Source organism: Rhodococcus sp. DT1, from assembly GCF_049844875.1.
In the GTDB taxonomy this organism is placed as follows: domain Bacteria; phylum Actinomycetota; class Actinomycetes; order Mycobacteriales; family Mycobacteriaceae; genus Rhodococcus.
Genome location: NZ_JBNCLW010000005.1, coordinates 229,537 through 253,704 on the forward strand (window position 1 = coordinate 229,537; position 24,168 = coordinate 253,704).

23 protein-coding genes and 1 pseudogene are annotated in these 24,168 nt (G+C 67.8%); 17 read left to right on the forward strand and 7 right to left on the reverse strand.

Annotated features, from left to right (window positions below):
* Positions 1 to 15 precede the first annotated feature (15 nt).
* On the reverse strand, positions 16 to 498 hold the full coding sequence (locus ACLQ3J_RS14460; protein ID WP_169621344.1) for an ArsR/SmtB family transcription factor: 483 nt from the start codon (positions 496 to 498) through the stop codon (positions 16 to 18).
* The gene (locus ACLQ3J_RS14465; RefSeq protein ID WP_169621343.1) at positions 495 to 1,586 is read right to left on the reverse strand and encodes a serine hydrolase; all 1,092 of its coding nucleotides are present in this window, start codon (positions 1,584 to 1,586) and stop codon (positions 495 to 497) included. The genes ACLQ3J_RS14460 and ACLQ3J_RS14465 overlap by 4 nt, the downstream gene beginning before the upstream one ends.
* Before the next feature lie 134 nt (positions 1,587 to 1,720).
* Between ACLQ3J_RS14465 and ACLQ3J_RS14470 the strand changes: the two genes are divergently transcribed.
* The 4 genes from ACLQ3J_RS14470 (at position 1,721) to ACLQ3J_RS14485 (ending at position 6,766) form a co-directional block, all read left to right on the forward strand.
* Positions 1,721 to 2,386, forward strand: a complete 666-nt coding sequence (locus tag ACLQ3J_RS14470) for a nucleoside/nucleotide kinase family protein (RefSeq protein WP_169621342.1) — start codon at positions 1,721 to 1,723, stop codon at positions 2,384 to 2,386.
* Between the two features lie 10 nt (positions 2,387 to 2,396).
* A complete protein-coding gene (gene purD, locus ACLQ3J_RS14475) occupies positions 2,397 to 3,650 on the forward strand; it encodes a phosphoribosylamine--glycine ligase (RefSeq protein WP_169621341.1) in 1,254 nt (417 codons plus the stop codon).
* A 145-nt stretch (positions 3,651 to 3,795) separates the two neighbouring features.
* Positions 3,796 to 5,556 (forward strand): CocE/NonD family hydrolase, encoded by a 1,761-nt coding sequence (locus ACLQ3J_RS14480; RefSeq protein WP_425903696.1) that lies wholly within the window; start codon positions 3,796 to 3,798, stop codon positions 5,554 to 5,556.
* A gap of 31 nt (positions 5,557 to 5,587) precedes the next feature.
* Complete coding sequence (locus ACLQ3J_RS14485) at positions 5,588 to 6,766, forward strand: pyridoxal phosphate-dependent aminotransferase (protein WP_422424942.1); 1,179 nt, start codon at positions 5,588 to 5,590, stop codon at positions 6,764 to 6,766.
* A gap of 19 nt (positions 6,767 to 6,785) precedes the next feature.
* Here ACLQ3J_RS14485 and ACLQ3J_RS14490 read toward each other — a convergent pair whose 3' ends face one another.
* Positions 6,786 to 8,414, reverse strand: coding sequence for a GMC oxidoreductase (locus tag ACLQ3J_RS14490; RefSeq protein WP_169651987.1), 1,629 nt, complete (start codon positions 8,412 to 8,414; stop codon positions 6,786 to 6,788).
* Positions 8,415 to 8,559: 145 nt separating this feature from the next.
* On the opposite strand from ACLQ3J_RS14490, the gene ACLQ3J_RS14495 reads away from it, so the two are divergent.
* From ACLQ3J_RS14495 to ACLQ3J_RS14525, 7 genes are all read left to right on the forward strand, one after another.
* Positions 8,560 to 9,168 (forward strand): TetR family transcriptional regulator, encoded by a 609-nt coding sequence (locus ACLQ3J_RS14495; RefSeq protein WP_169621337.1) that lies wholly within the window; start codon positions 8,560 to 8,562, stop codon positions 9,166 to 9,168.
* Positions 9,169 to 9,198: 30 nt separating this feature from the next.
* The gene (gene purB / locus ACLQ3J_RS14500; protein WP_425903698.1) at positions 9,199 to 10,620 is read left to right on the forward strand and encodes an adenylosuccinate lyase; all 1,422 of its coding nucleotides are present in this window, start codon (positions 9,199 to 9,201) and stop codon (positions 10,618 to 10,620) included.
* Between the two features lie 74 nt (positions 10,621 to 10,694).
* Positions 10,695 to 11,306, forward strand: a complete 612-nt coding sequence (locus ACLQ3J_RS14505; protein WP_425903856.1) for a TetR/AcrR family transcriptional regulator — start codon at positions 10,695 to 10,697, stop codon at positions 11,304 to 11,306.
* On the forward strand, positions 11,303 to 11,731 hold the full coding sequence (locus ACLQ3J_RS14510; protein ID WP_425903699.1) for an HIT family protein: 429 nt from the start codon (positions 11,303 to 11,305) through the stop codon (positions 11,729 to 11,731). Before ACLQ3J_RS14505 ends, ACLQ3J_RS14510 begins: the two co-directional genes overlap by 4 nt.
* 4 nt (positions 11,732 to 11,735) lie before the next feature.
* Positions 11,736 to 13,340 (forward strand): L-lactate permease, encoded by a 1,605-nt coding sequence (locus tag ACLQ3J_RS14515; RefSeq protein WP_296551410.1) that lies wholly within the window; start codon positions 11,736 to 11,738, stop codon positions 13,338 to 13,340.
* Between the two features lie 54 nt (positions 13,341 to 13,394).
* On the forward strand, positions 13,395 to 14,420 hold the full coding sequence (locus tag ACLQ3J_RS14520; RefSeq protein ID WP_296551412.1) for a Dyp-type peroxidase: 1,026 nt from the start codon (positions 13,395 to 13,397) through the stop codon (positions 14,418 to 14,420).
* The gene (locus ACLQ3J_RS14525) at positions 14,417 to 15,220 is read left to right on the forward strand and encodes a family 1 encapsulin nanocompartment shell protein (RefSeq protein WP_169621331.1); all 804 of its coding nucleotides are present in this window, start codon (positions 14,417 to 14,419) and stop codon (positions 15,218 to 15,220) included. The genes ACLQ3J_RS14520 and ACLQ3J_RS14525 overlap by 4 nt, the downstream gene beginning before the upstream one ends.
* Positions 15,221 to 15,251: 31 nt before the next feature.
* Here the strand turns inward: ACLQ3J_RS14525 and ACLQ3J_RS14530 are convergent, their stop codons facing one another.
* Positions 15,252 to 15,737, reverse strand: a complete 486-nt coding sequence (locus tag ACLQ3J_RS14530) for a MarR family winged helix-turn-helix transcriptional regulator (protein WP_296551414.1) — start codon at positions 15,735 to 15,737, stop codon at positions 15,252 to 15,254.
* A gap of 136 nt (positions 15,738 to 15,873) precedes the next feature.
* Here ACLQ3J_RS14530 and ACLQ3J_RS14535 point away from each other — a divergent pair, with 136 nt between their 5' ends.
* Positions 15,874 to 16,764: an aldo/keto reductase gene (locus tag ACLQ3J_RS14535; RefSeq protein WP_206038604.1), complete on the forward strand. Its 891-nt coding sequence runs from the start codon at positions 15,874 to 15,876 to the stop codon at positions 16,762 to 16,764.
* Here ACLQ3J_RS14535 and ACLQ3J_RS14540 read toward each other — a convergent pair.
* Positions 16,736 to 17,398: an alpha-ketoglutarate-dependent dioxygenase AlkB family protein gene (locus ACLQ3J_RS14540; RefSeq protein WP_425903857.1), complete on the reverse strand. Its 663-nt coding sequence runs from the start codon at positions 17,396 to 17,398 to the stop codon at positions 16,736 to 16,738. The two genes, ACLQ3J_RS14535 and ACLQ3J_RS14540, sit on opposite strands and share 29 nt — an antisense overlap.
* Positions 17,399 to 17,560: 162 nt before the next feature.
* Here ACLQ3J_RS14540 and ACLQ3J_RS14545 point away from each other — a divergent pair, with 162 nt between their 5' ends.
* The 4 genes and pseudogenes from ACLQ3J_RS14545 to ACLQ3J_RS14560 all read left to right on the forward strand — a co-directional run.
* Positions 17,561 to 18,379, forward strand: a complete 819-nt coding sequence (locus ACLQ3J_RS14545) for an SDR family oxidoreductase (protein ID WP_425903858.1) — start codon at positions 17,561 to 17,563, stop codon at positions 18,377 to 18,379.
* A gap of 59 nt (positions 18,380 to 18,438) precedes the next feature.
* Positions 18,439 to 19,410, forward strand: a complete 972-nt coding sequence (locus tag ACLQ3J_RS14550; RefSeq protein WP_378527970.1) for a phosphotriesterase family protein — start codon at positions 18,439 to 18,441, stop codon at positions 19,408 to 19,410.
* A gap of 395 nt (positions 19,411 to 19,805) precedes the next feature.
* Positions 19,806 to 20,210 carry a hypothetical protein gene (locus tag ACLQ3J_RS14555; RefSeq protein WP_422423859.1) on the forward strand — a complete coding sequence of 135 codons (405 nt, stop codon included), beginning with the start codon at positions 19,806 to 19,808 and terminating at the stop codon, positions 20,208 to 20,210.
* Positions 20,211 to 20,417: 207 nt separating this feature from the next.
* Positions 20,418 to 20,960, forward strand: a pseudogene (locus tag ACLQ3J_RS14560) (GNAT family N-acetyltransferase); the annotation flags it as partial.
* Between the two features lie 59 nt (positions 20,961 to 21,019).
* Here ACLQ3J_RS14560 and ACLQ3J_RS14565 read toward each other — a convergent pair.
* The gene (locus ACLQ3J_RS14565; protein WP_425903701.1) at positions 21,020 to 21,742 is read right to left on the reverse strand and encodes a 2OG-Fe(II) oxygenase; all 723 of its coding nucleotides are present in this window, start codon (positions 21,740 to 21,742) and stop codon (positions 21,020 to 21,022) included.
* A gap of 55 nt (positions 21,743 to 21,797) precedes the next feature.
* Positions 21,798 to 22,226: a MarR family winged helix-turn-helix transcriptional regulator gene (locus ACLQ3J_RS14570; RefSeq protein WP_169621325.1), complete on the reverse strand. Its 429-nt coding sequence runs from the start codon at positions 22,224 to 22,226 to the stop codon at positions 21,798 to 21,800.
* A gap of 85 nt (positions 22,227 to 22,311) precedes the next feature.
* Here ACLQ3J_RS14570 and ACLQ3J_RS14575 point away from each other — a divergent pair, with 85 nt between their 5' ends.
* Entirely contained in the window at positions 22,312 to 24,168 is a 1,857-nt protein-coding gene (locus tag ACLQ3J_RS14575; RefSeq protein WP_169621324.1) for an ABC transporter ATP-binding protein, read from the forward strand.

Consider the following 24,168-nt stretch of genomic DNA (forward strand, 5'->3'; position numbering starts at 1 on the left):
GCGAGGATAGGCGGATCAGAGACGCTCGGCGACATCTGCGGCGGCCAGGGCGAGCACCAGCAGCGGCACCACTTTTTCCGGTGCGATGCGATAGCGGCTGCGTGTTTCCTGTTCGACGATCCGCGCCGCCGACAAGGCCCGCAGGTGATGGTAGAGCCGCCCCGCGGAGGACAACTCGGTCGCGTCCTGGAGTTCGGCGGCGGTGGCGGGACCCCGGAGCAAGGTCCGGACGATGGCGAGGCGTGCAGAACTGCCGAGTGCGTCGAGGACTGTTGCCACTGTCGCCGGATCCAGCGACAGAACCGCACCGGCGTCGTATTCGATGGACCACTGGATGTTCCCGTTCAGCGCGACTGTGCCGCTGTATGCGACCCGGCCGGAGGCGTCCGGTGCGGGCGTGTCGCTCGCTGTTCGGGTACCGGCCGGGGTCGCTCCGGCCTCCAGGTCGTGCACCCGCCGTTCGAGGTCGGTGAGCCGGGCCTCGTATGCGTCGTTCACATCGCGCAGCGTATCCGCTCCGCGGTTGCGGGGTCGTTCGCTGCGGCAGCCAAGAGTTGCTGGTGGGGTAGCGACTCGAGGGCGCTCGTGTACTCGCTCTCCGACATCCCCGCGCTCAGGAGCACTGCCGTCGCGATACTCCCGTCCTCCCGGCGGAAGGTCATGGCTTCGGTGAGCACGCCCGGTAAGCTCCCGCCCTTGAATCCCACGCCTGCGAATCCCTCGGGTGCGGGCTGCCATTCGAGGTGCTCGCGAGCGATGTCGGCGCCCGGTCCGAACGATCCGTCGGCGATGGCTCGGTGAAGTCGGGCGAGGTCCGCAGCCGACCCGGCATTCCCGAAACGCTGGATGCGGTCGACGTCGGCGAACACGTCGTCGCCCAGTTGTGCGGCGCTCATGATCTCGTCTCGAAAGCGAGGATCGTCGGCGTAACGGCGGGCGGCAGGCCACACCGCGGCTTCGTCCAGCGAGGAATCGAAGAGTGCCAATGTGGTGCCGAGCATCGTCGGTGGCCGGAAGTCCGACCAGCCACCTCGCGCTGCTGCTGCGGTGAGGGCGTCGTCGCCCAGCCTGTCGCGGAGGTAGTCGGGCACCGCGTTGTCGCTTTCGCGAACCATGGCTGTGACCATCTCGTCCAGCGTGACCACCGCAGCCGGACCGGTGGCGTCGAGCCGTTCCAGAGCAGCGGGGTGTGCGTTGCCGTCGGTATTCGGTAGGTACCAGCGCTCCCACTCGGTGACCGGAACCCGCTCGAGGGGGTCGAGCCGGCCTTCGGCGACGGCCTGCGCGTACGCAGCCAGATGCACCACCTTGACCGCGGAGGCGAGTGGGTGCGGTTCGTCGCTGCGGTGGTCGAGGACGGTGCCCTTGCCGTCGTCCAGTGCGATCGCAACCGTGTCGGTGTTTTCGGCGACGTAGCCGATCCATCCTTCCGCCGTTGTGACGTCGGCCTCGGGCACGGCCTCGCAGTCGGCGGCGCGGGGGACAGGGGCTGCGCCCGCGGAATCGGGCTCCGCGGCAGCACCGGCACAGCCGGTCAGGGTCAGTGCCACGGCTATGGCAACGCACGGGATCGACCTACTCGCCATGGGAACTCCTCTTTGTCCTGTCGCTACTCGGTGAGTGGACGCTACTACAAGATTCCGGAATTCCGGAAGTCCGAATATTTGGATCGAGCGACCACGAACCGGCCCGATGCCGCGACCGTCGTATCGTCAGCACCATGGAGGCCCCCGAATCCGTGCGCTCGGCACCGCTGCGGGAGCTCGTGGACGAACTCGTCACCTATGTGCTCGCGGGACTACCGGCGGACCGGCGCACCGTGGTGGGCCTGTGCGGCCCCCCGGGCGCGGGAAAGAGTCGCGCGGCCTGGTTGCTCATGAAGGCCCTGCGACGTGCGGGGATCGCCGCCGGGCAGGTACCGATGGACGGATTCCACCTGTCGAACCGGCAACTCGAAGCCCGGGGCGCACGCTCGAGAAAAGGAGCACCCGACACCTTCGACGTCGCGGGCTTCCGGAACATCCTCGAGCGGATCAGAGCCCGGGGCGACGACACGATCTACGCACCGGATTTCTCCCGGCCGCTCGACGAGCCGATCGCCGCGGTTCATGCCGTGGCCCCGGACGCCCGTGTGGTGATCACGGAGGGGAACTACCTGCTGTTCGAGGAGGACGGCTGGGCCGAGATCCGGCCGCTGCTCGACCTCGTGATCTACCTCGACGTCCCCGATCGCACGCTCACCCGCCGTCTCGTGCACCGGCACCGCACCCACGGCCGGGCCGACGACCAAGCCCGCGATTGGGTGCACACCGTCGACCTTCCCAACGCTGCGGCCGTCGCCCGGACCCGCTGCCGCGCCGATCTGGTGTGGAAACCGGTCCCGTAGTCTGTCGTGCGTGCGCGTACTCGTTATCGGCTCCGGTGCCCGTGAACATGCTCTCGTCCTGGCCCTGAGCCGTGACCCCGCGGTGACCGCGGTGATGGTCGCCCCCGGCAACGCCGGGATCGCCACGATCGCCGAGCAGTTCCCGGTGGACGCGGCCTCCGCCGACGAGGTGGTGGCACTGGCAACCGCGCAGAAGGCCGATCTCGTCGTCATCGGCCCCGAGGTCCCGCTCGTGCTCGGTGTTGCCGACGCCGTCCGCGCGGCGGGCATTCCCTGCTTCGGTCCGTCCGCCGACGCCGCGCGCATCGAAGGGTCCAAGGCGTTCGCCAAGGATGTGATGGCCGCTGCCGGAGTGCGCACCGCCCGCAGCGAGGTCGTCGACACACCGGCACAGATCGACGAGGCCCTCGACCGGTTCGGGCCCACCTGGGTCGTCAAGGACGACGGTCTCGCGGCCGGCAAGGGGGTCGTGGTGACCGCCGACCGCGACGCTGCCCGCGACCACGCCGCGGAGATCATCGAGAACGGCCATCCGGTCCTGCTCGAGTCGTTCCTCGACGGCCCCGAGGTCTCGCTCTTCTGCCTGGTGGACGGCGAGACCGTCGTACCGCTGCTCCCCGCACAGGACCACAAGCGGGTGGGCGACGGCGACACCGGCCCCAACACCGGCGGGATGGGTGCCTACACCCCGCTTCCGTGGCTGCCGGAAGGCAGCGTCGAGCGCATCGTCGACGAGGTCGTGAAACCCGTTGCGGCCGAAATGGTCCGACGGGGCTGCGGGTTCTCCGGGCTGCTGTATGCGGGTCTGGCAATGGGTGCGGACGGGCCGGCCGTCGTCGAATTCAACTGCCGGTTCGGAGACCCCGAGACACAGGCCGTGCTCGCGCTGCTCGAGTCGCCGCTCGGCGGTGTGCTGCACGCGGTCGCGACCGGCACGCTGGAGAGTCTGCCTCCGTTGCAGTGGCGCGACGGAGCCGCGGTGACGGTCGTGCTCGCGGCCGAGTACTACCCGTCGACCCCGCGTACGGGCGACGTGATCACCGGTGCGGAAGGCCCCAACGTGCTCCACGCCGGAACGAAGCGCGGGCCGCACGGCGAGTTGCTCTCGTCCGGTGGCCGCGTGCTCAGCGTGGTCGGTGTGGGCGACGACCTGGCTGCCGCCCGTGCCGACGCCTACGCGACGCTCGACGGAATCAAGCTCCCGGGCGGGCATTTCCGCCGCGACATCGGTCTCGCCGCGGTGGAGGGCCGCATCGCGCTGTAACCGACGGGCCGGCCGGGTAAATCTTGCGCCTGCCAGGTGCATGTTGCACACTCTGTGCATCTTCTGACGTGCCAGGGGTGAAAGCATGGTTTCGTGGAAACGAACACTCACGCAGGATCCGACACCGTTGGGGCACCACAATGTCGTGAGGTACCCGCTTCCCGACGACATCGTCGTCGAGCGTGATCTTCCGATCTCGACAGCCGACGGCACACTCCTCCGCGCCGACGTATACCGGCCGCGAGATGCGGCCGACGAGCAGTGGCCCGCGCTCGTCGCCGTCACCCCGTACGGCAAGAACGCCGGCGTCGACGACTACCCGATCGATTTCGCAGCGCTCGCGGCATCCGGCACATTCGTCGGCGACCTCGAACTGAGTGAGGCGACGTCGTTCGAAGCCCCCGACCCCGCGTATTGGGTGCCGCGCGGATACACCGTCGTGGTCGCGGACATGCGCGGCTGTTTCGCCAGCGACGGTCGTCCCAGATTGCTGCTCGGCCGTGCCGCCGCAGACGCCGCGGCCGTGATCGAGTGGACTGCGGAACAGTCCTGGTGTACCGGCAAAGTGGGTCTCGCCGGCGCGTCGTACCTCGCCACGCTGCAGTGGTACACCGCTGCACTCGCGCCGCCGCACCTCGCGGCGATCGCACCGTGGGAGGGCATCACCGATCCCTGCCGCGACACGCTCACCCATGGCGGAATCCCCGAGACCCGCTACAGCGAGTTCTGGTACCGCGCGATGCATACCGGATCCAAACCGGCGTCGGCGTCCTTGCGCCGCCTCACCCCGTGGCTTCTGCGGCGGTTTCCCGACAGGTTCCGGCACGTCGCCGCACCGCCCAAACTCGAAGACGTCACCGTGCCCGCGCTCGTGGGGGCGTCGTGGTCCGATCAGGGTCCCCGCAATCGCGGGTCGGTCGAGGGATACACCCGTATCGGATCGGCCGACAAGTGGCTCTACACCCACGGACGCAAGATGTGGCAGACCTACTACAGCCCCGAGGCGCTCGACGTTCAGCGCCGGTTCTTCGACCGCTTCCTCAAAGAGGAGCACAACGGGTTCGACACAGTGCCGCGCGTGCGTCTCGAAACCAGGCACGACCTGCGCACCTACTCGGAGAGATTCGAGCAGGACTGGCCCATCCCCGACACGCGATACGTGCCGCTGTATCTCGACCACGGCACGAGTTCGCTCGAGCCCACGGTGCCCGACGAACCGCAGTCCCGGCGCACCTTCCCCGTCGCGGGTGACGAACTCACCTTCACCACCACCTTCACCGAAGACACCGAGATCACCGGGCACACCGCCCTGCGGTTGTGGGTCCAGGCGAAGGACGCCAACGACATGGATCTGTTCGTCGGCCTGAAGAAACTCGACTCGTCCGGAGAGGACGTGTGGTTCGAAGGGCACGGCGGCTACGAGAAAGGCTTCGTCGCGCACGGCTGGATCCGTGTATCGCATCGCGCGCTCGATCCCGAGGCGTCGACCGCGTACCGGCCGGTCCTGGATTACACCAAGTACTGGCCGCTGCTGCCCGGCCAACTCGTGCCCGTCGACATCGAGATCATGCCGCACAGCACCTTCTTCGAGGCGGGTTCGACGCTCGTGCTCGTCGTCACCGGCCACGACCTCGACGACAATCCCGCGGTCGGGCACGACCGCACCGTCAACAAGGGTTTCCACATCGTCCACGCCGGTGGCGACTTCGATTCGCATCTGCTTCTTCCCGTGGTTCCGGCTCGCCCGCCCGCCGCGCTCGAGGGCGCCGCCGGTGGCGGGAACGAAGGGGACGCAGAGCAGTGCGGCGAGACACCGGGGCTCCCGAACCGGGCCGCGCGGTTCGTCGCCCCGGATGAAATGCCGATCGCGTGGTCGGCCCTCGGGCGGCAACGGGTCGGCCTCTAGGGGGCTGGTCGGGCGTACTAACGTCGAGGATGTGCGCACCGAATCGCAACGCTCCGGTATCGAGACCTTCCACGTCATGGACGTGTGGAAGGCGGCAGCCGAACGGCAGCGCTCCCACGGCGACGTCCTGAGCCTGGCGGCGGGCCAGCCCTCGACTCCCGCGCCCGCGCCCGTGCTCCGCGCGGCCGGACTGGCCATCGATGCGGAACTGCTCGGTTACACCGAAACCTTCGGGATTCTTCCGCTCCGCGAAGCAATCGCCGCGTACCACCACGACCGCTACGGAATCGATGTCGACGCGGACGACGTGGTCGTCACCACGGGATCGTCGGGCGCGTTCACACTGCTGTTTCTCGCTGCTTTCGACCCGGGCGACACCGTGGTGGTCGCACGACCCGGATATCCCGCCTACCGCAACACTCTCGCAGCGCTCGGATGCACTGTCGTCGAACTCGACTGTGGCCCGGAGACGCGGTACCAGCCGACGGTGGCGATGCTCGAGGCACTCGACTCTCCGCCGGCCGGGCTGATCGTCGCGAGTCCCGCCAACCCGACGGGCACGATGATCGAACCCGCCGAACTCGCAGCGCTCGCCCGCTGGTGCGACGAGCACGACGCGCTGCTCGTCTCCGACGAGATCTATCACGGCATCGAATTCGGGACGCACGGCTCGCCCGCGACATCGACGGCCTGGGCGACCTCCCGGGACTCCGTGGTGGTCGGTTCGGTGTCGAAATACTTCTCGATGACGGGATGGCGCCTCGGCTGGATGCTGGCACCCGAATCGCTGCGTCCCGCGCTGCAACGGCTCGGATCGAACATGACCGTGTGCCCTCCGTCTATTGCGCAGTTCGCCGCGATCGAGGCGTTCGGTACCGAGGCACGGAGCGAACTCGACGGCCATGTGGAGCGCTACGCCGTGAACCGCGAGTTGCTGCTCGACGGACTGCCCGATCTCGGTATCACCGAACTCGCCCCTGCGGACGGTGCGTTCTACGTCTACGCCGACATCCGGCACCTGCTGCTCTCCGGGGAGACGTCCACGGCCTGGTGCGCGCGCCTGCTGCACGACACCGGTCTCGCGCTCGCACCCGGCGTCGATTTCGACACCGTGCGCGGCGACGGCACCGTGCGGTTGTCCTTCGCGGGTGCCACCGCGGATGTCACCGCCGCACTCGACCGGCTCGCGGGATGGCTTCCGCTGCCGTGACCTGCGGTCCGGCCGGGTCCTAGCCGCCGTCCGCGACGATGCGGGCCAGGTTGCGTTCGGCGAGGGCAGCGATCGTCAACGACGGGTTCACCGTGCCCGTGCTACCGGGTATCAGGGCACCGTCCACGACGTACAGGCCGGGATGACCGTGCACGCGCCCGTAACCGTCGGTGGCGTCGCCCAGGACCGCCCCGCCGAGCGGATGAGCCGTGAACGACGCGTTGACGTCCTCCGCCATCGGCGGGGCGCCCGGGACGGTGCCACCGGCCGCGGCCATCGCGTTGTGCACCGTGCGCAGCGCGTCGACACTCGCGAGTTCACCGCCGGCAGGCCAATCGACGATCGTGCGGCCGGTGGCGGCGTCGTAGACCATCTCCGCGCGAGTGGGGTCGAGCGTCATCCCGAGCGAGGCCAGCATCCCCACGTCCTTGGCGGTGCCCGCGACGAACCAGTTCTCGAGGCTCAGCGGCAGACCCGACTCGTCGACGATCCGCGATGCGGACGGTGCGCCCTGGTCACCACCGAACCCGTCCGTCAGGGCCAGGGAACGCACCAGCACCGCGTCCCCGTTGGTGCCCCAGCCCCGGCCGACGTGCTCGTTCAGGCGCGGCAGCGACCCGGTGTGGCGTGCCTCGACCAGCAACTCGGTCGTGCCGATCGACCCGGCGCCGAGCACCAGGCGGTCGCACGTGAGGGTCGTGGTGTTCAGGACCGCGCCGGTCGGGTCGACGGCCTGCACCTCGACCCGGTACCGGCCGTCGGGCTCCTGGCCGACCGCGAGCACCCGGTGTCCGTGACACACGAGGGCGCGTCCCGTCGCCTCCGCTGCCGGAATGTAGTTCTGTGTCAGGTCGAACTTGGCCCCGTTGGAGTTGCCGAGGTTGCTCTCGCCGGCGACGGCCGAGCGGCGTACCGAGCCGGCCAATTCGGCGCGGATCACGTCCCAGTCCCAGATTCCGTCGATCCGGTGCGGCGAGTATCCCGCGGCCCGCGCGTCGTCGTCCCAGCGGCGGGAGTGCGTGAACTCCGGAGCGTGATAGATGTCGTCGGGCATGGCGTCGAGGCGCAGCATCGACCGGACCTTGGGATACCAGGTCTTGGCCATGTCGTCGTAGCTCAGTGAGTTGCCGAAGACGTGCTCGAAGAAGCGCTGTTCGGGTGCGATCATCACGCCGGAGAACACGATCGACCCGCCGCCGACGGCAGCGCCACGCCACACCGACATGTGCGGATAGTCGACGACATCGAGGACTCCGGCGAAATCGTCGCAGTGCACCGGGATTCCGGTCGGGCCGGTGAAATGTGTGCGGTGGTAGTAACCGCGACCGTCGGCGAGCAGATCGGACGTGAACACCTCGCGCCACGGATCGCGCGGCCAGCGCATCCCGCGCTCGAGGACGGTGACGCGGCTGCCGGCTTCCGCGAGCCTGAGCGCGGCGACACTCGCACCGAACCCCGAACCGACGACGATCACCTCGGAATGCTGCGGAGGCACCGGCGACGGCGCGAACAGTTCGGGAAGGGTGTTCCGATAGGTGTCGAGCCCGACGGGCAACGCCGACGCGACCCGGACCGGGCCGCCCGGCACTCCGAGGGCGGCAACGGCGGCACCCAGTGCGGAGGCCTGAAGCAAGCGGCGACGTCTCATCCCGGTACGGCTCCGATCGTTCGTGAAAAAGGCGAAGCGGGCCGCGCAGTCCGGGCCCCCATCTGACGACTGCGGCGCAATCGTACCGGGTGGTATCAACTGGCGTTTTCCCCTGGTGAGCGCGGCAGGCTGTCACGATGTGACTGTGACTATCGCAGCCACACCGAAAGGGGAACGGCGCCGTCAGGCGCTGGTCGAGGCTGCTGCCGATCTGATTCTCGAGGAGGGAATCGGCGCGGTACGCCACCGCGCCGTCGCTACGCGGGCGGGCTTGCCACTCGCTTCGACCACGTACTACTTCGACTCCCTCGAACACCTCGTCCTGTGCGCCATGCAGCACAACGGCGCGCGGGACGTCGAAATGATGCGCGCGCGTGTCCGCGACGTTCCGGCGTGCCCCCGCAGCCTCGAGAAAACCGCCGACCTCGTTCTCGACCTGCTCGTCGGGAAAGCGGTGTCCGACGACGACCGCGACCGGCTCGTCGCCCGCGTCGAAGGCTGCGTGGCCACGGTGCGCCATCCGGAACTGCGTGAAGCGCAGGTGGGCATCCGGGAGCAGGTCGACGAGGTGCTGACCGACCTGCTCGAACGGTGCGGTCGCGCGGTCCGGGTACCGCAGTTGCACACCCTCGTGGTGGTGGTCGACGGGGCGGTGTTGTGCGGGCTCGGCGACCTCGATCCCGACCCGCGCGCCCTGGCGAGGACGATTCTCCTCGATGTCATGCACACGGTCGCGCCGCCTGCCGAACCATGAGTCCGGGCACGGAACGTAAACTGGCCACTCGTGAGCCACATCCCGAACGTCCTTGCCACTCGCTACGCCAGCCCCGAACTGCGGGAGTTGTGGTCACCGGAGCACAAGATCGTGCTCGAACGGCAGCTGTGGATCGCAGTGCTGCGTGCGCAGGCGGAACTCGGGATCGATGTGCCGGCCGAGGCGATCGCCGATTACGAACGGGTCGTCGACCAGGTCGACCTCGCGTCCATCGCCGACCGCGAGCGCGTCACGCGCCACGACGTGAAGGCCCGTATCGAGGAGTTCAACGCCCTCGCCGGCCACGAGCATGTCCACAAGGGCATGACGAGCCGCGACCTCACCGAGAACGTCGAGCAGCTGCAGATCCTGCGGTCACTGGAGCACGTCCATGCGCACGGTGTCGCGGTGGCCGCGCGACTCGCCGAACGGGCCGCGGAGTACTCGTCGTACGTGATGGCGGGCCGGTCGCACAACGTGGCCGCGCAGGCCACGACGCTCGGTAAGCGCTTCGCTTCGGCGGCCGACGAACTGCTGCTCGCGCTGCAGCGGGTCCGCGAGTTGATCGAGCGGTACCCGCTCCGCGGTATCAAGGGACCGATGGGCACCGCGCAGGACATGCTGGACCTGCTCGGTGGGGATGCCGCGAAGCTCGCGCAGCTCGAGGAGAAGATCGCGCAGCACCTCGGGTTCTCCCACGTGTTCACCAGCGTCGGGCAGGTCTACCCGCGCTCGCTCGACCACGACGTCCTCTCGGCCCTCGTGCAGGTCGGTGCCGCGCCGTCGTCTCTCGCGCACACCATCCGGCTGATGGCCGGGCACGAACTGGTGACCGAAGGTTTCCAGCCCGGCCAGGTCGGGTCGTCCGCGATGCCCCACAAGATGAACACCCGGTCGTGCGAGCGGGTCAACGGGCTGCAGGTCGTGCTGCGCGGGTACGCGTCGATGGCCGCCGAACTCGCCGGTGCGCAGTGGAACGAAGGCGACGTGTTCTGCTCCGTGGTGCGGCGCGTCGCGCTGCCCGACGCGTTCTTCGCGATCGACGGCCAGGTCGAGACCTTCCTGACCGTGCTCTCCGAATTCGGCGCCTATCCCGCCGTGATCGACAAGGAACTCGTCCGCTATCTGCCGTTCCTCGCGACCACCAAGGTGCTCATGGCCGCGGTGCGCGCCGGTGTCGGACGGGAGACCGCGCACGAGGCGATCAAGGAACACGCGGTGTCGGTGGCACTCGCGATGCGTGAGCAGGGTCGCGAACCGGACCTGCTCGACCGGCTCGCCGCGGACGACCGGCTTCCGCTCGACCGTGCCGCGCTCGACGAGGCGCTCGCCGACCGGTCGGCGTTCGTCGGCGCTGCCGACGCGCAGGTGAGCGCGGTCATCGCGTCCGTGCAGGAGCTGGTGGACCGTTACCCGGACGCAGCGCGTTACTCGCCGGCGCCCATTTTGTAGTAAGTAGGGGGCGGCTACGGGGGAGTCCCGAGGGGATAGCTGCACACACAGGGGAGGAAGCAGTGCTCGAGAAAATGAGCCCGGGAAGGGTGAGAAACGCGACGCGCACGCGCACAGCGTTGCTGGACGCAGCGCTCGAAGTGTTCTTGCGCGACGGGTATTCCGCAGCGGCGACGGAGGACATCGTGGCCGTCGCGGGGGTGACGCGCGGCGCGCTCTATCACCACTTCGCGAACAAGCGGGACCTGTTCCGGGGTGTCGTCGAGCGGGTGCAGAGGGAGGCGGAGCAGACGCTGCATCCCGGCGAGGTCGACGATCCGTGGGACGGTTTCACCACGGCGGTGCTGGCGTCCCTCGACGTGGTCAACGACCAGCCCACTCGCCGACTGTTGCTCATCGAGGCGCCCGCAGTGCTGGGGTGGACCGAAGTGCGGGAGGCACATCGGCATTCCACCCTGCGCGTCGTCGAGGAGATGCTCGCAACGCTCGCTCCCGATACGCATCGGTCGTCGTCCACGCGCACCTCGGTGCTCGCCCATCTGCTCGTCGCCGCCGTCGAGGAAGCCATGCTCTACCTCGCGCACAGCGACGATCCGGTCGGGGATCGTCCCGCGGTGCAGGCGGAACTGCTCCGCCTGCTCGGCACCGCACGCGAGCCGGTTGCCGCGGAGGCGCCGGGCCGGTGAGCGAGTGCATCTTCTGCGCCATCGTGGCCGGCGACGCCCCGGCGAGCGTCGTGCTCGACGAACCGGACGTCCTCGCCTTCATGGACATCCGGCCGTTCACACCGGGGCACCTGCTCGTGGTGCCGAAGCGGCACGCGTCGGGTCTTGCGCAGCTCGACCCGGCCGACGGCGCGAAGGTGTTCGCCGCCGGTCAGCGCATCGCCACCGCGATGCGGTCGAGCGACCTGCCGATCGACGGCGTGAACCTCTTCCTGGCCGACGGTGTCGCCGCCGGCCAGGAAGTGTTTCACGTCCACCTGCACCTGGTACCGCGCACAAGCGGCGACGGATTCGGTATCCGTGCGCGTGCGCAGACGCCGAACCGTACGGTGCTCGACGGCACCGCAGACGCACTTCGGGCCGCCGTGGAGTCGTTCGGGGCATGATGCAGTGACAGGTTCGTATATCCAGCCGATCTCACCGATCGGCGGCTCGCTCGCGTGGTCGGCACTCGTCGCGGCCCTTCCGCTCTTGACGATGCTGGTGCTCCTCGCGGTGTTCCGTTTCAAGTCGCACGCGGCGGCGGCAGTGGCCGTGCTGGTCGCACTCGTCGTCGCCGTCGCCGGGTACGGCATGCCCGTCGTGTCGGCGCTCAGTGCAGGGCTCGAGGGTGCGGTCTTCGGTCTGTTCCCGATCATGTGGACCGTCCTCAACGCCGTGTGGGTGTATCGGCTGACCGTCGAGTCCGGTCATTTCGACGTGCTCACCCGCGCGTTCGCGCGGATTTCCCCGGACCATCGCATCCTGACCATCGTCATCGCATTCCTGTTCGGTGCGCTGCTCGAGGCGGTCGCCGGGTTCGGTACACCCATCGTCGTCGCGACGGTGGTGCTCATCGGGGCCGGATTGCCGCCGGTCCGCGCGGCAGCGGCGTCGCTTCTCGCGAACTCGGTGGTGACGCCGCTCGGAGTGATGGGTACGCCGATCCTGACGATGTCGCGGGTGTCGGAGATTCCGGTCGACGAGATCGGCCCGGTGGTGGCCCGCCAGGTGTGCCTGCTCGCGGTGTTCGTGCCGCTGGTGCTCGTCGCGGTGGTGGGCGGGCGCCGCGGTGTGCGCGAGACGTGGCCCGTCGCGCTCGTGGTCGGTGCCGCGTTCGGTGCCGCGCAGTTCCTGTGCGCGAGCTACCTGACCGTGGGATTGAGCAACATCGCGGGAGCGGCGGCCGGTCTGGTTGCACTCCTGATCGTGCTGAAGGTGCGGACACCGCGCCCGGATGCGGTACGTACCGGTGGGAACGACGGGATCCAGGACACTCGGCGGCGGATGATCGAGGCGTTCGCGCCGTACGCGCTGATCGTGGTCGTGTTCCTCGTCAGCCGTCTCGGCCCGGTGGAGTCGTTCCTGTCCAACGCCACCTTCTCGTTCACCTGGCCGGGTCTCGACGTGACGGGCGCGGACGGCAGGGTTCCGACGGCGGAGACGTTCACGCTCAACCTGCTCACGGCTCCGGGTTCGCTCGTGTTCGTCGCGGCGCTGCTCTCGACGGTCGTGCTCGGAGTGGCAGCAGGAGATGCGCTGCGGTGCCTCGTCGCTGCGGTCGTGCAGTTGCGCTGGTCGTTCGCGACGGTGACCGCTGTGCTGGCCCTCGCCTACGTGATGAACCTGTCGGGCCAGACCACCACCATCGGCCAGTTCCTCGCGGGAGCCGGCGCCGCATTCGCGCTGCTGTCACCGCTGCTCGGCTGGCTCGGTGTGCTGGTCACCGGATCCAACACCGCGTCCAACGCGATGTTCGGCAGTCTCCAGGTCTCCGCCGCACAGCAGGCGGGGCTCGACCCGACCGTGCTGGTGGCGGGCAACATGGCCGGCGGGACTGCCGGTACCCCCATCGCGCTGCAGAACCTGGCGCTGGTGTCCTCGGTGCAGGGGCTGTCCGGACGAGACGGGTTGCTGATGCGGCGCCTCTGGCCGATCAGCGTGGCCATGGTCGTCGTGCTGGCTGTGCTCGTCTGGTTGCAGACCACAGCAGTCTTGTCCTGGATGGTGCCGTAGTACGTTCGGGGACGTAGTGGCACTGGGGCCGCTCGCGTGAACTACGGTGAGACCGTGGCGCGTTCCCAACCGATCTTGACTCCGCTCACCGAAGCGGCGATCTTTCTCGTCCTCACGATCGACGAAGGTCGAGAGGACGAAGTGCGCAGTCTCCTCGAAGATCTGTCCGGTCTGCGACGGTCCGTCGGTTTCCGGATTCCGGACGGTGGGCTGTCGGTGGTGACGGGCATCGGGTCGGAGATGTGGGACCGGCTGTTCGACGGGCCGCGTCCCGCAGAACTGCATCCCTTCGTTCCGCTCGACGGCGGCCGGCACCGCGCGCCGTCCACCCCGGGCGACCTGTTGTTCCACCTCCGCGCGTCGTCGACGGATCTGTGTTTCGAACTCGCGGCGAAGATCAACGACCGGTTGCGGGGCGCAGCGACGGTCGTCGACGAAACGCACGGTTTCCGCTACTTCGAGCGTCGCGACCTTCTCGGATTCGTGGACGGCACCGAGAACCCGGAAGACGAGGAGGCGGTGGCTGCCGCGCTCGTCGGCGACGAGGACCCCGAGTTCACCGGCGGCAGTTACGTGATCGTGCAGAAGTACCTGCACGATCTCTCGACCTGGAACGCCATCAGCGTCGAAGAGCAGGAGCGCGTGATCGGCCGGACCAAACTGGACGACATCGAACTCGACGACGCCACCAAGCCCGCGAACTCACACGTCGCCCTCACCACCATCGAGGACGACGACGGTGAGGAACGCCAGATCCTGCGGGCGAATATGCCGTTCGGCAGCTTCGGTGCCGACGAGTTCGGTACGTACTTCATCGGATACGCCGCGACGCCGGATGTGACCGAAGAGATGCTGCGCAACATGTTTCTGGGCAATCCGCCCGGCAACTACGACCGCATCCTCGACTTCTCCACGGCCGTCACGGGTTCGCTCTTCTTCTGTCCCTCGTCGGAAATGCTCGAAGATCTTCCGCCCGCACCGGCGGACGCACCCGGAACTGCCGACACGAGTGCATCGACGCCGTCGGATGCGGACGGGTCACTCGGAATCGGTGCTCTCAGAAGGAGTTCAACGCTGTGAACAATCTCTATCGTGACCTTGCTCCGATCACCGACGCGGCGTGGGCCGAGATCGAGGAGGAGGCGACCCGCACGTTCAAGCGGCATGTCGCGGGCCGCCTCGTGGTCGATTTCTCGGGCCCGCACGGGACAGATTTCGCCGCGGTCGGCCTCGGCCGGCTGGGCGAGGTCGAGTCACCCGCGGCGGGTGTTCGCGCGCGTCAGCATCGGGTGGCGCCGCTGGTCGAACTGCGGGTGCCGTTCACTCTTTCGCGCGAAGAACTGGACAACGTCGAGCGAGGCGCCAAGGACGTCGATCTCGATGCCGTCAAGGAAGCTGCGCGCCAGATCGCGTTCGCCGAAGACCGGGCGATCTTCGAGGGTTACGCCGCCGCCGGTATCGAAGGCATCCGCGCGTCGTCGTCCAACACCGCGTTGCAACTGCCCGACGATCCGCGCGACATCCCCGAGACCATCAGCCAGGCGCTGTCCGAGCTGCGACTCGCAGGTGTCGGCGGGCCGTACCACGTGCTGCTCAGCGCCGACGAATTCACGAAGGTCAGCGAAACGTCCGACCACGGCTATCCGATCCGGGAGCAGATCAGGCGCCTCATCGACGGGGACATTATCTGGGCTCCCGCGATCGATGGAGCGTTCGTTCTCACCACCCGTGGCGGTGACTACGACCTGCAGGTCGGGCAGGACCTGTCGATCGGTTACCTCTCGCACGACAGCGAGAACGTCCAGCTGTACTTCCAGGAGTCGTTCACGTTCCTCGTGTACACGAGCGAAGCGTCGGTGCCGCTGATCTCGCAGGGCTGAGTCTCCCTCGCCGAAGCCCGGGGGCCTGCATTCAGCGGGGCGGGTCCCCGGCCTTCAGAGCTGCGGCGTTGACCCGGACGAGAGCGGTGTGCAGCGCCTCGAGTTCGGCGACGTCGACGCCCAGGGAATCGAACACCTGGCCGGGCACGGACTCCGCGTCGCGGCGCAGGGCACGGCCTTCGTCGGTGAGGTCGACGACCAACTGCCGTTCGTCGATCGTGCTGCGTTCGCGCGTGAGCAGTCCGAGCGCTTCGAGCCGCTTGAGCAGCGGGGACAGCGTCGGGGAGTCGAGTTGCAGCACCCGCCCGATGTCCTTCACCGTCATCGGGGCGTGCTCCCAGAGGGCCAGCATCACCAGGTACTGCGGGTGGGTGAGGCCGAGCCGGTCCAGGATCGGCCGGTAGACGGCGAGAACAGCGCGGTTCGCGACGGCGAGCGCGAAGCACACCTGCCGGTCGAGTGCCAGAGGATCGTCGCCGGAGGAGGAGAACTGCGCTGCCGGGGTATCGACGCTCATGGCCCGACAATACCGAACACGGCGACGGCCGTATCCGGGTGATCGGGGTCGCCGGGTTCCCCCAACGACCGCGATGCCGGCCGGTCTCCGGTCGCTCTTGACCTCGAGTGCAGTCGAGGTCGTAGCGTGATCGTTCATGACGGTTGCGACGTGGACTCCCGACACTGCGCCTCTTCAGGGCCTGGGCCTGATGCGACTGTCCGACGACGGGTGGGGCGACGACGACCGTGACCCCGCCCGCCTGGTCCGGGCCGCCGTCGATGCCGGCGTGTCCGTGCTGGACACCGCCGAAATGTACGGAAACGAGGAAGTGGTCGGCCGTGCACTCCGCGGCTGTCGCCAGGACGTCACGTTGTGCAGCAAGTTCGGCGTCTATTGGGGGCCATCGGGCCGGATGGACGATTGGAGCGTCCGCGCGGATCCTGCGACAGTGCGTTCGGCCATCGACGGTTCGTTACTGCGTCTCGGCGTCGACCATCTGGACCTCTACTACCTGCATCACCGCAGCGATGAGACACCCATCGAGGAGACCGTCGCCGCGATGGCCGAACTGCACCGAGCCGGGAAGATCGGTGCGCTCGGGTTGTCCAATGTCACGCTCGACGACATCCGGCGCGCTCACGCTGTACATCCGATTGCCGCCGTGCAGTTGGAGTGGTCCCTGTCGCAGCGCAGCGTGGAGACTCTCGTTCCGACTCTTGCCGACCTGGGGATCGCGCTGGTCGCGTATTCGCCACTCGGTCACGGCAGCCTTACTCACTCCACCGGCAACCCTCTCGCGCACGTCCTTGCGGACATCGCCGCGCGGGTAGGGGCGACCCGTGGCCAGATCGCTCTCGCGTGGGTTCATCATCGGGGCCGCCGGGCTGGATGCGCGGTCGTTCCCTTACCTGGAACCACGAGCATCACGCATCTTCACGCCAACCTCGCGGCAGCCCGGGTCGAACTCACCGAAACCGATGTCCGAAACCTCGAGGATGCTGCGAGTTCACATCCGGTCAGGCCAGTCCCGTCGAACGCAACGTGATGTTCAGCCGGCCGCCGGGCAGTCCCACCTGTGCGCTACCGGTGTCGGGGAAGACGGCGGGCACGCCGTGGAAAGCGAAACGCGACGGCCCGCCGAACACGAACAGGTCGCCGGATTCGAGACGAACATCGGTGTACGGGCGGCCCCGCGACTCGCTGTTGCCGAAGCGGAACGTGCAGGCGTCGCCGATGCTCAGCGACACGATCGGGGCCGCGACCCGTTCGTCCTTGTCCTGGTGCATGCCCATGCGCGCGTCGTGATCGTAGAAGTTGATCAATGCGGCGTCCGGCGTGTAGTCCGCTCCCGCGGCCGCGTCCTGATACGCATCGCCGACCGCGCGCCGCCCGAGATCGACGAGCAGGTCGGGGAGGGGCGCGACGGGCGCATCGTCGACGTCCACCGCTGTGCGGCTGTACCGGTAGGGGGACCAGTGCCAGCCGAGGCACACCGTACGCACCGACATCTGCCCGCCGCCCGGTAACACGGTGTGCCGCATCGGCGCCGGGCCCCGTGCCCACTCGCGGCAAAGTTCCACCAGTTCTCGCTGCTGGTCGACATTCAGCCAGTCGGGCACGTGCACCGCACCGGGCGCGATCTCGCGGCGCGGACGGGGGATGGAGAACAGTTCGTTCACGGTCAGGGTCACTCTCGGCGGATCGTGGCAATGCGTCCGTCTCCAGGATGCCAAGTCCCGGCACGGACGACGACTTGCCCCCGCGTCGTCCGGTGTTCGCCCTATAGTCCGGTGCAGCGTGCGACAGTGCGGGCAGCGAGCATCACGACCGAGAGGGGTCCGGTGAAGGTTGACGGCAAGGTAGCCATCGTGACGGGTGGCGGCGGTGGAATCGGTGGCGCTCTCGCGGCCAGGCTCGTGGCAGAAGGCGCCCGTGTGGTCGTGGCCGACCTCGACGAGGACGCCGCTCAGCGTGTCGTGGACGCTCTCGGCGGCACGTCGGCGATCGCGGTGGGAGGCGACGTCTCCGACACCGACGCGATCCGTGGTCTCGTGGAGCGTGCCGAAGCGGAGTTCGGGCCGGTCGACCTGTATTTCGCGAACGCCGGCATCACCGGCCCGCCCGGACTCGATATCGGCGAATCCGCCTGGGATCAGGTCCTCGACGTCAATCTGCGCGCCCACATCCGTGCTGCGAACATTCTCGTGCCCGGATGGGTGGAGCGGGGCGAAGGGTATTTCGTGAGCACCGCATCGGCTGCCGGTCTTCTCACCCAAATCGGGTCGGCGGCGTATTCGGTGACCAAGCACGCCGCGGTCGGGTTCGCCGAGTGGTTGTCGGTCACCTACGGCGACCAGGGGGTCCGGGTCTCGTGCCTGTGCCCGATGGGTGTCAACACGCCACTGTTGTATGCCGGAAAGAACTCCGATACCGAACTCGGCGCGCTGGCCACCCGTGCGGTGACCGGTGCCGGTGCGGTTCTGGAACCGGACGACGTCGCGGAGGTAGTGCTCCGGGCACTCGAAGACGAGCACTTCCTCATTCTTCCGCATCCGGAAGTCCTCGAGATGTACCGGCACAAGGGTGCCGACTACGACCGATGGCTGAGCGGTATGCGCCGGTACCAGAACATCCTTCGTGGGCAGTCGGCGCAACAGTAGGAGCGCGGTCCCGCCGAAACCCGATCCGTATCCGCTCGTGGTGACATAGCGTCTGCGCCATGGCTTCTGTCGACACCGTCCGCGGCCCCGCCGACACCGGTGATCTCGGTCGTGTCCTCATGCACGAACACGTCTTCGTGCTCGGGGAGGAACTGCGCGAGAACTACCCCGGCTACCCGACGAGGTGGGACGAGGAACTGCGCGTCGACGACGCGATCTCGAAACTGCGTGCATTGTCCGACCGTGGGATCGACACGATCGTCGATCCCACCGTGATCGGACTCGGCCGGTACATACCGCGGATTCAGCGCATCGCCGAACACACCGACATCAACATACTGGTGGCGACGGGGCTGTACACGTACAACGAACTGCCGTTCCAATTCCACTATGTCGGACCGGGATTGCTGTTCGACGCCCCCGAACCTCTCACCGAACTGTTCGTCCACGACATTCGTGAGGGCATCGCCGACACCGGTGTGAAGGCGGCGATGCTCAAGTGCGCGATCGAGGCGCAAGGTCTCACGCCGGGGGTCGAGCGGGTGATGCGCGCGGTGGGCCGGGCCCACGTCGAAACGGGAGCCCCCATCACCGTCCACACCAATCCGCACACCGGATCCGGCCTCGTGGCGCAACAGGTGCTGGCCGAAGAAGGTGTCGATCTGACGAAGGTCGTGATCGGGCACAGCGGAGACTCCACCGACCTCGAGTACCTCCGCAAGATCGCCGACGCCGGGTCGCTCCTCGGAATGGACCGGTTCGGTCTCGATCTGCTGCTGCCCTTCGAGCAACGCGTCGATACCGTTGTCGCACTGGCGGAGAGCGGATACGCGGACCGCATGGTGCTCGCGCACGATGCGTCGTGCTTCATCGACTGGTTCCCGCACGAGGTCAAGGAACTTGCGGTACCGAACTGGAACTACAACCACATCAGTGACGATGTGCTGCCGGTGCTGCGCGAGCGCGGTGTCACCGACGAACAGATCACCACGATGCTCGTCGACAATCCTCGGCGGTTCTTCGAATCCTGAGCGCTGCGCGCCGAACGGGACAGAATGTGCCGTATCCCTTGCGTCCACCTCGAAACGAGACCAGGCTGATTCGTGGATGGCATCGGCCGGATAGTCATGGTTCACGTCCACGACCGGTGTTCGTGCAATGACAGGTACGGCAGTGGATCGACGCTCTCGGGCAGATCGGCGCCGGATTTCGATCGGAGATACCCATGTCGGTCGCCCGTATCGTTCTCATGGCCTTATTCATGTGTGCTGTCGCTGTAAGCGGCTGCTCAGACGGCGACGGCGACGGCGGCGGCTCGAATGCTCCTGCGTCTTCCTCCACCGAGACTTCTGCGTCAGCGACAGCATCCACGGCGGCGGGGGAGTCCTCAACGTCCGCTGCGGAACAATCGGGTGTACCCGAGCCCGTGGTTCCCCCCGCACAGGTGACGTTCGAGTGCGGTGACCCGACGCTCTACCAGAGTGGCACTGCCCTCTACTCGGATGGCACCACCGGGTACGAACCGAGCTGCGACGTCGCGCCCTCCGAGCGCACATTGCAGTACTGCGACGTCGGCGGCGTGGCCGTGTACAGCGACGGCTCCTATTCCACAACCGATCCAGCGTGTGCGCTGCCACCGCCGCCATCGGCCGACGAGTCGGGTTACCCCTATGACCCCAGCCAGGATCGCAATGGTGACGGCGTCATCAGCGGTTATGAGCGGTGTGGCACTGCGTGTGGGGAAGCGCCGACCAGCGGCGAGATCCAGATGCAGTACGGATGCGAAGAAGGATGGATCGACCCCGAAACATGCACTCAGGCTGGTTACTGAGTCGGCGAGGTCGACCGGGAATCTGGACGCCCGCGGCACCTGCTCTCGATGCACTGCTTGCACAGCGTTGTGGAGACCAACCCGAGCGTGCGCTTCCGGACCGGACGGTGCTGACGCCGTGCCGGACAGATCGATCAATACAGTGGAGTCATGACATCGCACGGTTTGCCGGTCACGGTTGCTCGCGGCGTCGGGGTGGACACCGGCAACGCAGTGAGGGGAGCCCTCACCGGTCGCCCCCGCCCCGAGGACTGCCCTGCCGACGTGACGGTGCGCCCGCTCGAGGATCGAGACTGGGATGCAGTGCGGCGGATCTACGGTGAGGGGATCGCGACCGGCACCGCGACCTTCACCACCGAGGTTCCCGCCCGTGAGGTACTCGGCGAGCTGTGGCTGCCCGGCCACCGGTGGGTCGCCGAGATCGACGGGTCTGTCGTCGGCTGGGCGGCGTTGAGCCCGGTATCGAGCCGCGAATGCTATGCCGGGGTGGCGGAGAACTCGATCTACGTCGCCGACGGGATGCGTGGGCGCGGGGTCGGCAGAGTGCTGCTACGCACCCAGGTCGACGCCGCCGACGAGGCGGGTTTGTGGACGTTGCAGACCTCGATCTTCCCGGAGAACCGCACCAGTCTCGCTCTGCACCACGCGGCGGGATTCCGCACCGTGGGTATCCGCGAACGAATCGGCAAGCTCGCCGGCGTCTGGCACGACACCGTCCTGCTCGAACGCCGGTCCGAAACGGTGATCTGACAGACCCGGCCTACCTTGCGGGACCGGGCATCGTCGGCCGCGGATTCTCGCCCGCGCGTTCACGCGGCGTCGTGCAGCACCAGCCCGAGCGTGCGCCGCAGTCCGGACCGGACGGTGCTCACACCGTGCCGCACCGGCGACCGTGTCCATCCGCGGGCACCGCGTGTCGGGCGGTCGCGCGTGGTGAAGATCAAGGCGTGCCCTTGCTCGATCACGGTGGCAGTACCGCGGGACTGGGCTCGGGGACGTTGCTCGAGGAGCAGGAACTCGCCGCCGGTGTAGTCGACACCGGGACGGTCGAGCCCGATCACCACCTGCAGCGGGAACGCGAGATCGCCGTAGAGGTCGCGGTGCAGCGCGTTCCAGTCGCCGCCCGTGTAGCGCAGCATCAGCGGCGCCGGCTTGCTCTGGCCGGCAGCGTGACACATTTCCAGCCACTCGTCGAAGTCGTCGGGCCAGGGTGCGGGGTCGCCCAATCGCTCGGCCCACTCGCGCGCGGGGGCGAGCAGGTGGTGGTAGAAGGCGGCGCGGAGTTGTGCGACCGGGCCGGGGACGGGCGTGCCGAAGTACTTGTAGGTTCCGTGGCCGTAGCGGTGGCGGGCCATGTCGACGGTCGTGCGGAATCGGGTGTCCTCGTCCCACAGCGACGAGATCTCGGCACGCTCGGCGTTCCCGAGGAGCGGGCCGGTGGCGGCGCAACCGTAGTTGTCGAGGTCGTCGACGAGCTGCGGCCAAGGGAGATCATCGATGCGGGCGGGCAAGGTCGAGGTGTGCTGCGTCATGCTTGCTCCTTCGCTCTCGTACCGTAAACGCACCGGAGCGCGAGAACGTGAGATCTCAGCGAGGAGCGTCGTCGACGAGCTTGCGAAGCAGCCGGGCGAGGTCGGCGCGTTCGGAGGGGTCGAGCCGGGCGAACACCTCCGCGGCGTCGGTGTCGCGTGCCGCGTCGAGTTCGTCCAGAACTGTGCGACCGTTATCGGTGAGCTGCACACATACCGCGCGGCGATCGGCGGGATCGGGAAGGCGCTCGGTCAGTCCACGGGATTCGAGGCGGTCGACGACCTCGGTCGCCGACCGCGGCGCGATACGCAGTGCCTTTGCGACCACGCCGAGGCGGATCGGGGTGTCGGTGTCGCCGATGACCCGGAGTGCGCGGTGTTCGTGTGGGGACAGCTCCCACGGGTTCAGCAAGTCGTGCCAACGTCGCCGCAGGGTGCGGGTGGCGCCCATCAGAAGGTCGCGCAGCACAACGGGAGAATCGGACATGACCGGACTATACCTCACTTGACAGTTACCTCTTAATGAGGCAACCTCAGTAATTACGTACGAATCATGAATCGAGGTGGTGTGCATGATGCATCCCCCACCAGGTCGAGGCGGTCACCCCGGTGGCCGCGGAAAAATCGATCCCAAAGACGTCGAGCAACTGCGCGAATCTCCCGTCAGCCTGCGCCGGATCGGCGCGCTCTTCGCCCCTTATCGTCGTCAGATCGCCCTTGTCGTGGTGCTGATCGTGGCGTCGTCCGCTGTGTCGCTCGCGACGCCGTTCCTCGTGCGCGCCGTCATCGACGACGCGATTCCGCACCAGAACGTGAGCCTGTTGCTGTGGGCCGTGGGCGGCATGCTCGCGGTCACCGTGATCAGTTCACTGTTCGGAGTGGTGCAGACCTGGATCTCCACCACGGTCGGCCAGCGAATCATGCACGGCCTGCGAACCCGGGTGTTCAGCCACCTGCAACGGCAGTCCCTGAGCTTCTTCACCCGAACCCGTGGCGGTGAAATCCAGTCGAGACTGACCAACGACATCGGCGGCATGCAGTCCGTCGTCACGACGACGGCCACCTCGCTCGCCGCCAACATCACGACCGTGGTCGGCACCGCGATCGCCATGGCTGTGCTGAGCTGGCGGTTGTCATTGCTGTCGCTGATCGTGCTTCCGCCGGCCATCTGGCTCACCCGCCGCGTCGCCCAGATGCGACGGGCGATCACGACGCGCCAGCAACGCCGGCTCGCCGACATCCAGACCCAGATCGACGAAGGCCTGTCCGTCAGCGGCGTACTGCTCGGCAAGACTCTCGGCACCGGTCCCGCGCTGGCGGACAAATTCGCGAAGACCTCCGCCGATCTCGCCGACCTCGAGGTGCAGGCGCAACTGTCGGGGCGGTGGCGCATGGCCACCATGAACATCGTCTTCGCGGCGATTCCGGCGGTGCTCTATCTCGTCGCAGGTCTGCCCGCGACCTCGGGCGGCATGACCATCGGCACGCTCGTCGCATTCACGGGACTGCAGGGGGCGCTGTTCCGTCCCCTCATGAGCCTGCTCGACGTCGGCGTGTCCGTCACCAGTTCGCTTGCACTGTTCAGCCGCATCTTCGAGTATCTCGATCTGGCAGTCGACATCGAAGAACCCGCCCACCCGGTCCCGGTCGACCCCGAGAAGATCTCCGGCAGGGTCCGATTCGAGAATCTCGGCTTCCGGTACGAAGGGGCACATCGCCTCGCGCTCGAGGGGATCGACCTCGACATACCGGCCGGTGCGCAGGTCGCGCTCGTTGGCGAGACCGGTTCGGGCAAAACCACCCTCGGGTCACTGATGGCACGGTTGTACGACCCCACTTCCGGCCGGGTGACGATCGACGGAATCGACCTGCGCGACATGCGGCTCGCCGATGTAGCGGCTCTTGTCGGTGTCGTGTCGCAGGAGACCTATCTGCTGCACGCCACCGTCCGGGAGAATCTGCGCTACGCGAGGCCGGACGCCACCGACGCGGAGATCGAGGACGCCGCGCGGGCAGCGCACATCCACGACCTGATCACCTCGCTGCCCGACGGCTACGACACCGTGGTCGGCGCACGCGGACACCGGTTCTCCGGTGGCGAGAAGCAACGAATGGCGATTGCCCGCACGCTGCTGCGGGACCCGCGGATCCTGGTGCTCGACGAAGCGACCAGTGCCCTCGACAACGACACCGAACGCGCCGTGCAGCAGGCGCTCGACAACGCCCGGGCCGGGCGCACGACCATCACCATCGCACACCGCCTCTCCACGGTGCGCGACGCCGACGAGATCGTCGTCCTCGACCACGGACGGATCATCGAGCGGGGCACCCACGACGCGCTCGTCGCGCGCGGCGGCAAGTACGCGGCACTCGCGCGACGCGACGGCCGTACGCTCGCCGAGCACACCGACCGGTCCGTGGGCGTGTGA

Excerpts from the sequence above, each read along its gene's own strand:
- ACLQ3J_RS14470 (WP_169621342.1), top strand. The coding sequence starts at position 1,721 with ATGGAGGCCCCCGAATCCGTGCGCTCGGCACCGCTGCGGGAGCTCGTG.
- ACLQ3J_RS14530 (WP_296551414.1), bottom strand. The coding sequence starts at position 15,737 with ATGAGCGTCGATACCCCGGCAGCGCAGTTCTCCTCCTCCGGCGACGAT.
- ACLQ3J_RS14490 (WP_169651987.1), bottom strand. The coding sequence starts at position 8,414 with ATGAGACGTCGCCGCTTGCTTCAGGCCTCCGCACTGGGTGCCGCCGTT.
- ACLQ3J_RS14505 (WP_425903856.1), top strand. The coding sequence starts at position 10,695 with ATGAGCCCGGGAAGGGTGAGAAACGCGACGCGCACGCGCACAGCGTTG.
- ACLQ3J_RS14465 (WP_169621343.1), bottom strand. The coding sequence starts at position 1,586 with ATGGCGAGTAGGTCGATCCCGTGCGTTGCCATAGCCGTGGCACTGACC.
- ACLQ3J_RS14550 (WP_378527970.1), top strand. The coding sequence starts at position 18,439 with ATGGCTTCTGTCGACACCGTCCGCGGCCCCGCCGACACCGGTGATCTC.
- ACLQ3J_RS14565 (WP_425903701.1), bottom strand. The coding sequence starts at position 21,742 with ATGACGCAGCACACCTCGACCTTGCCCGCCCGCATCGATGATCTCCCT.
- ACLQ3J_RS14570 (WP_169621325.1), bottom strand. The coding sequence starts at position 22,226 with ATGTCCGATTCTCCCGTTGTGCTGCGCGACCTTCTGATGGGCGCCACC.
- ACLQ3J_RS14535 (WP_206038604.1), top strand. The coding sequence starts at position 15,874 with ATGACGGTTGCGACGTGGACTCCCGACACTGCGCCTCTTCAGGGCCTG.
- ACLQ3J_RS14575 (WP_169621324.1), top strand. The coding sequence starts at position 22,312 with ATGATGCATCCCCCACCAGGTCGAGGCGGTCACCCCGGTGGCCGCGGA.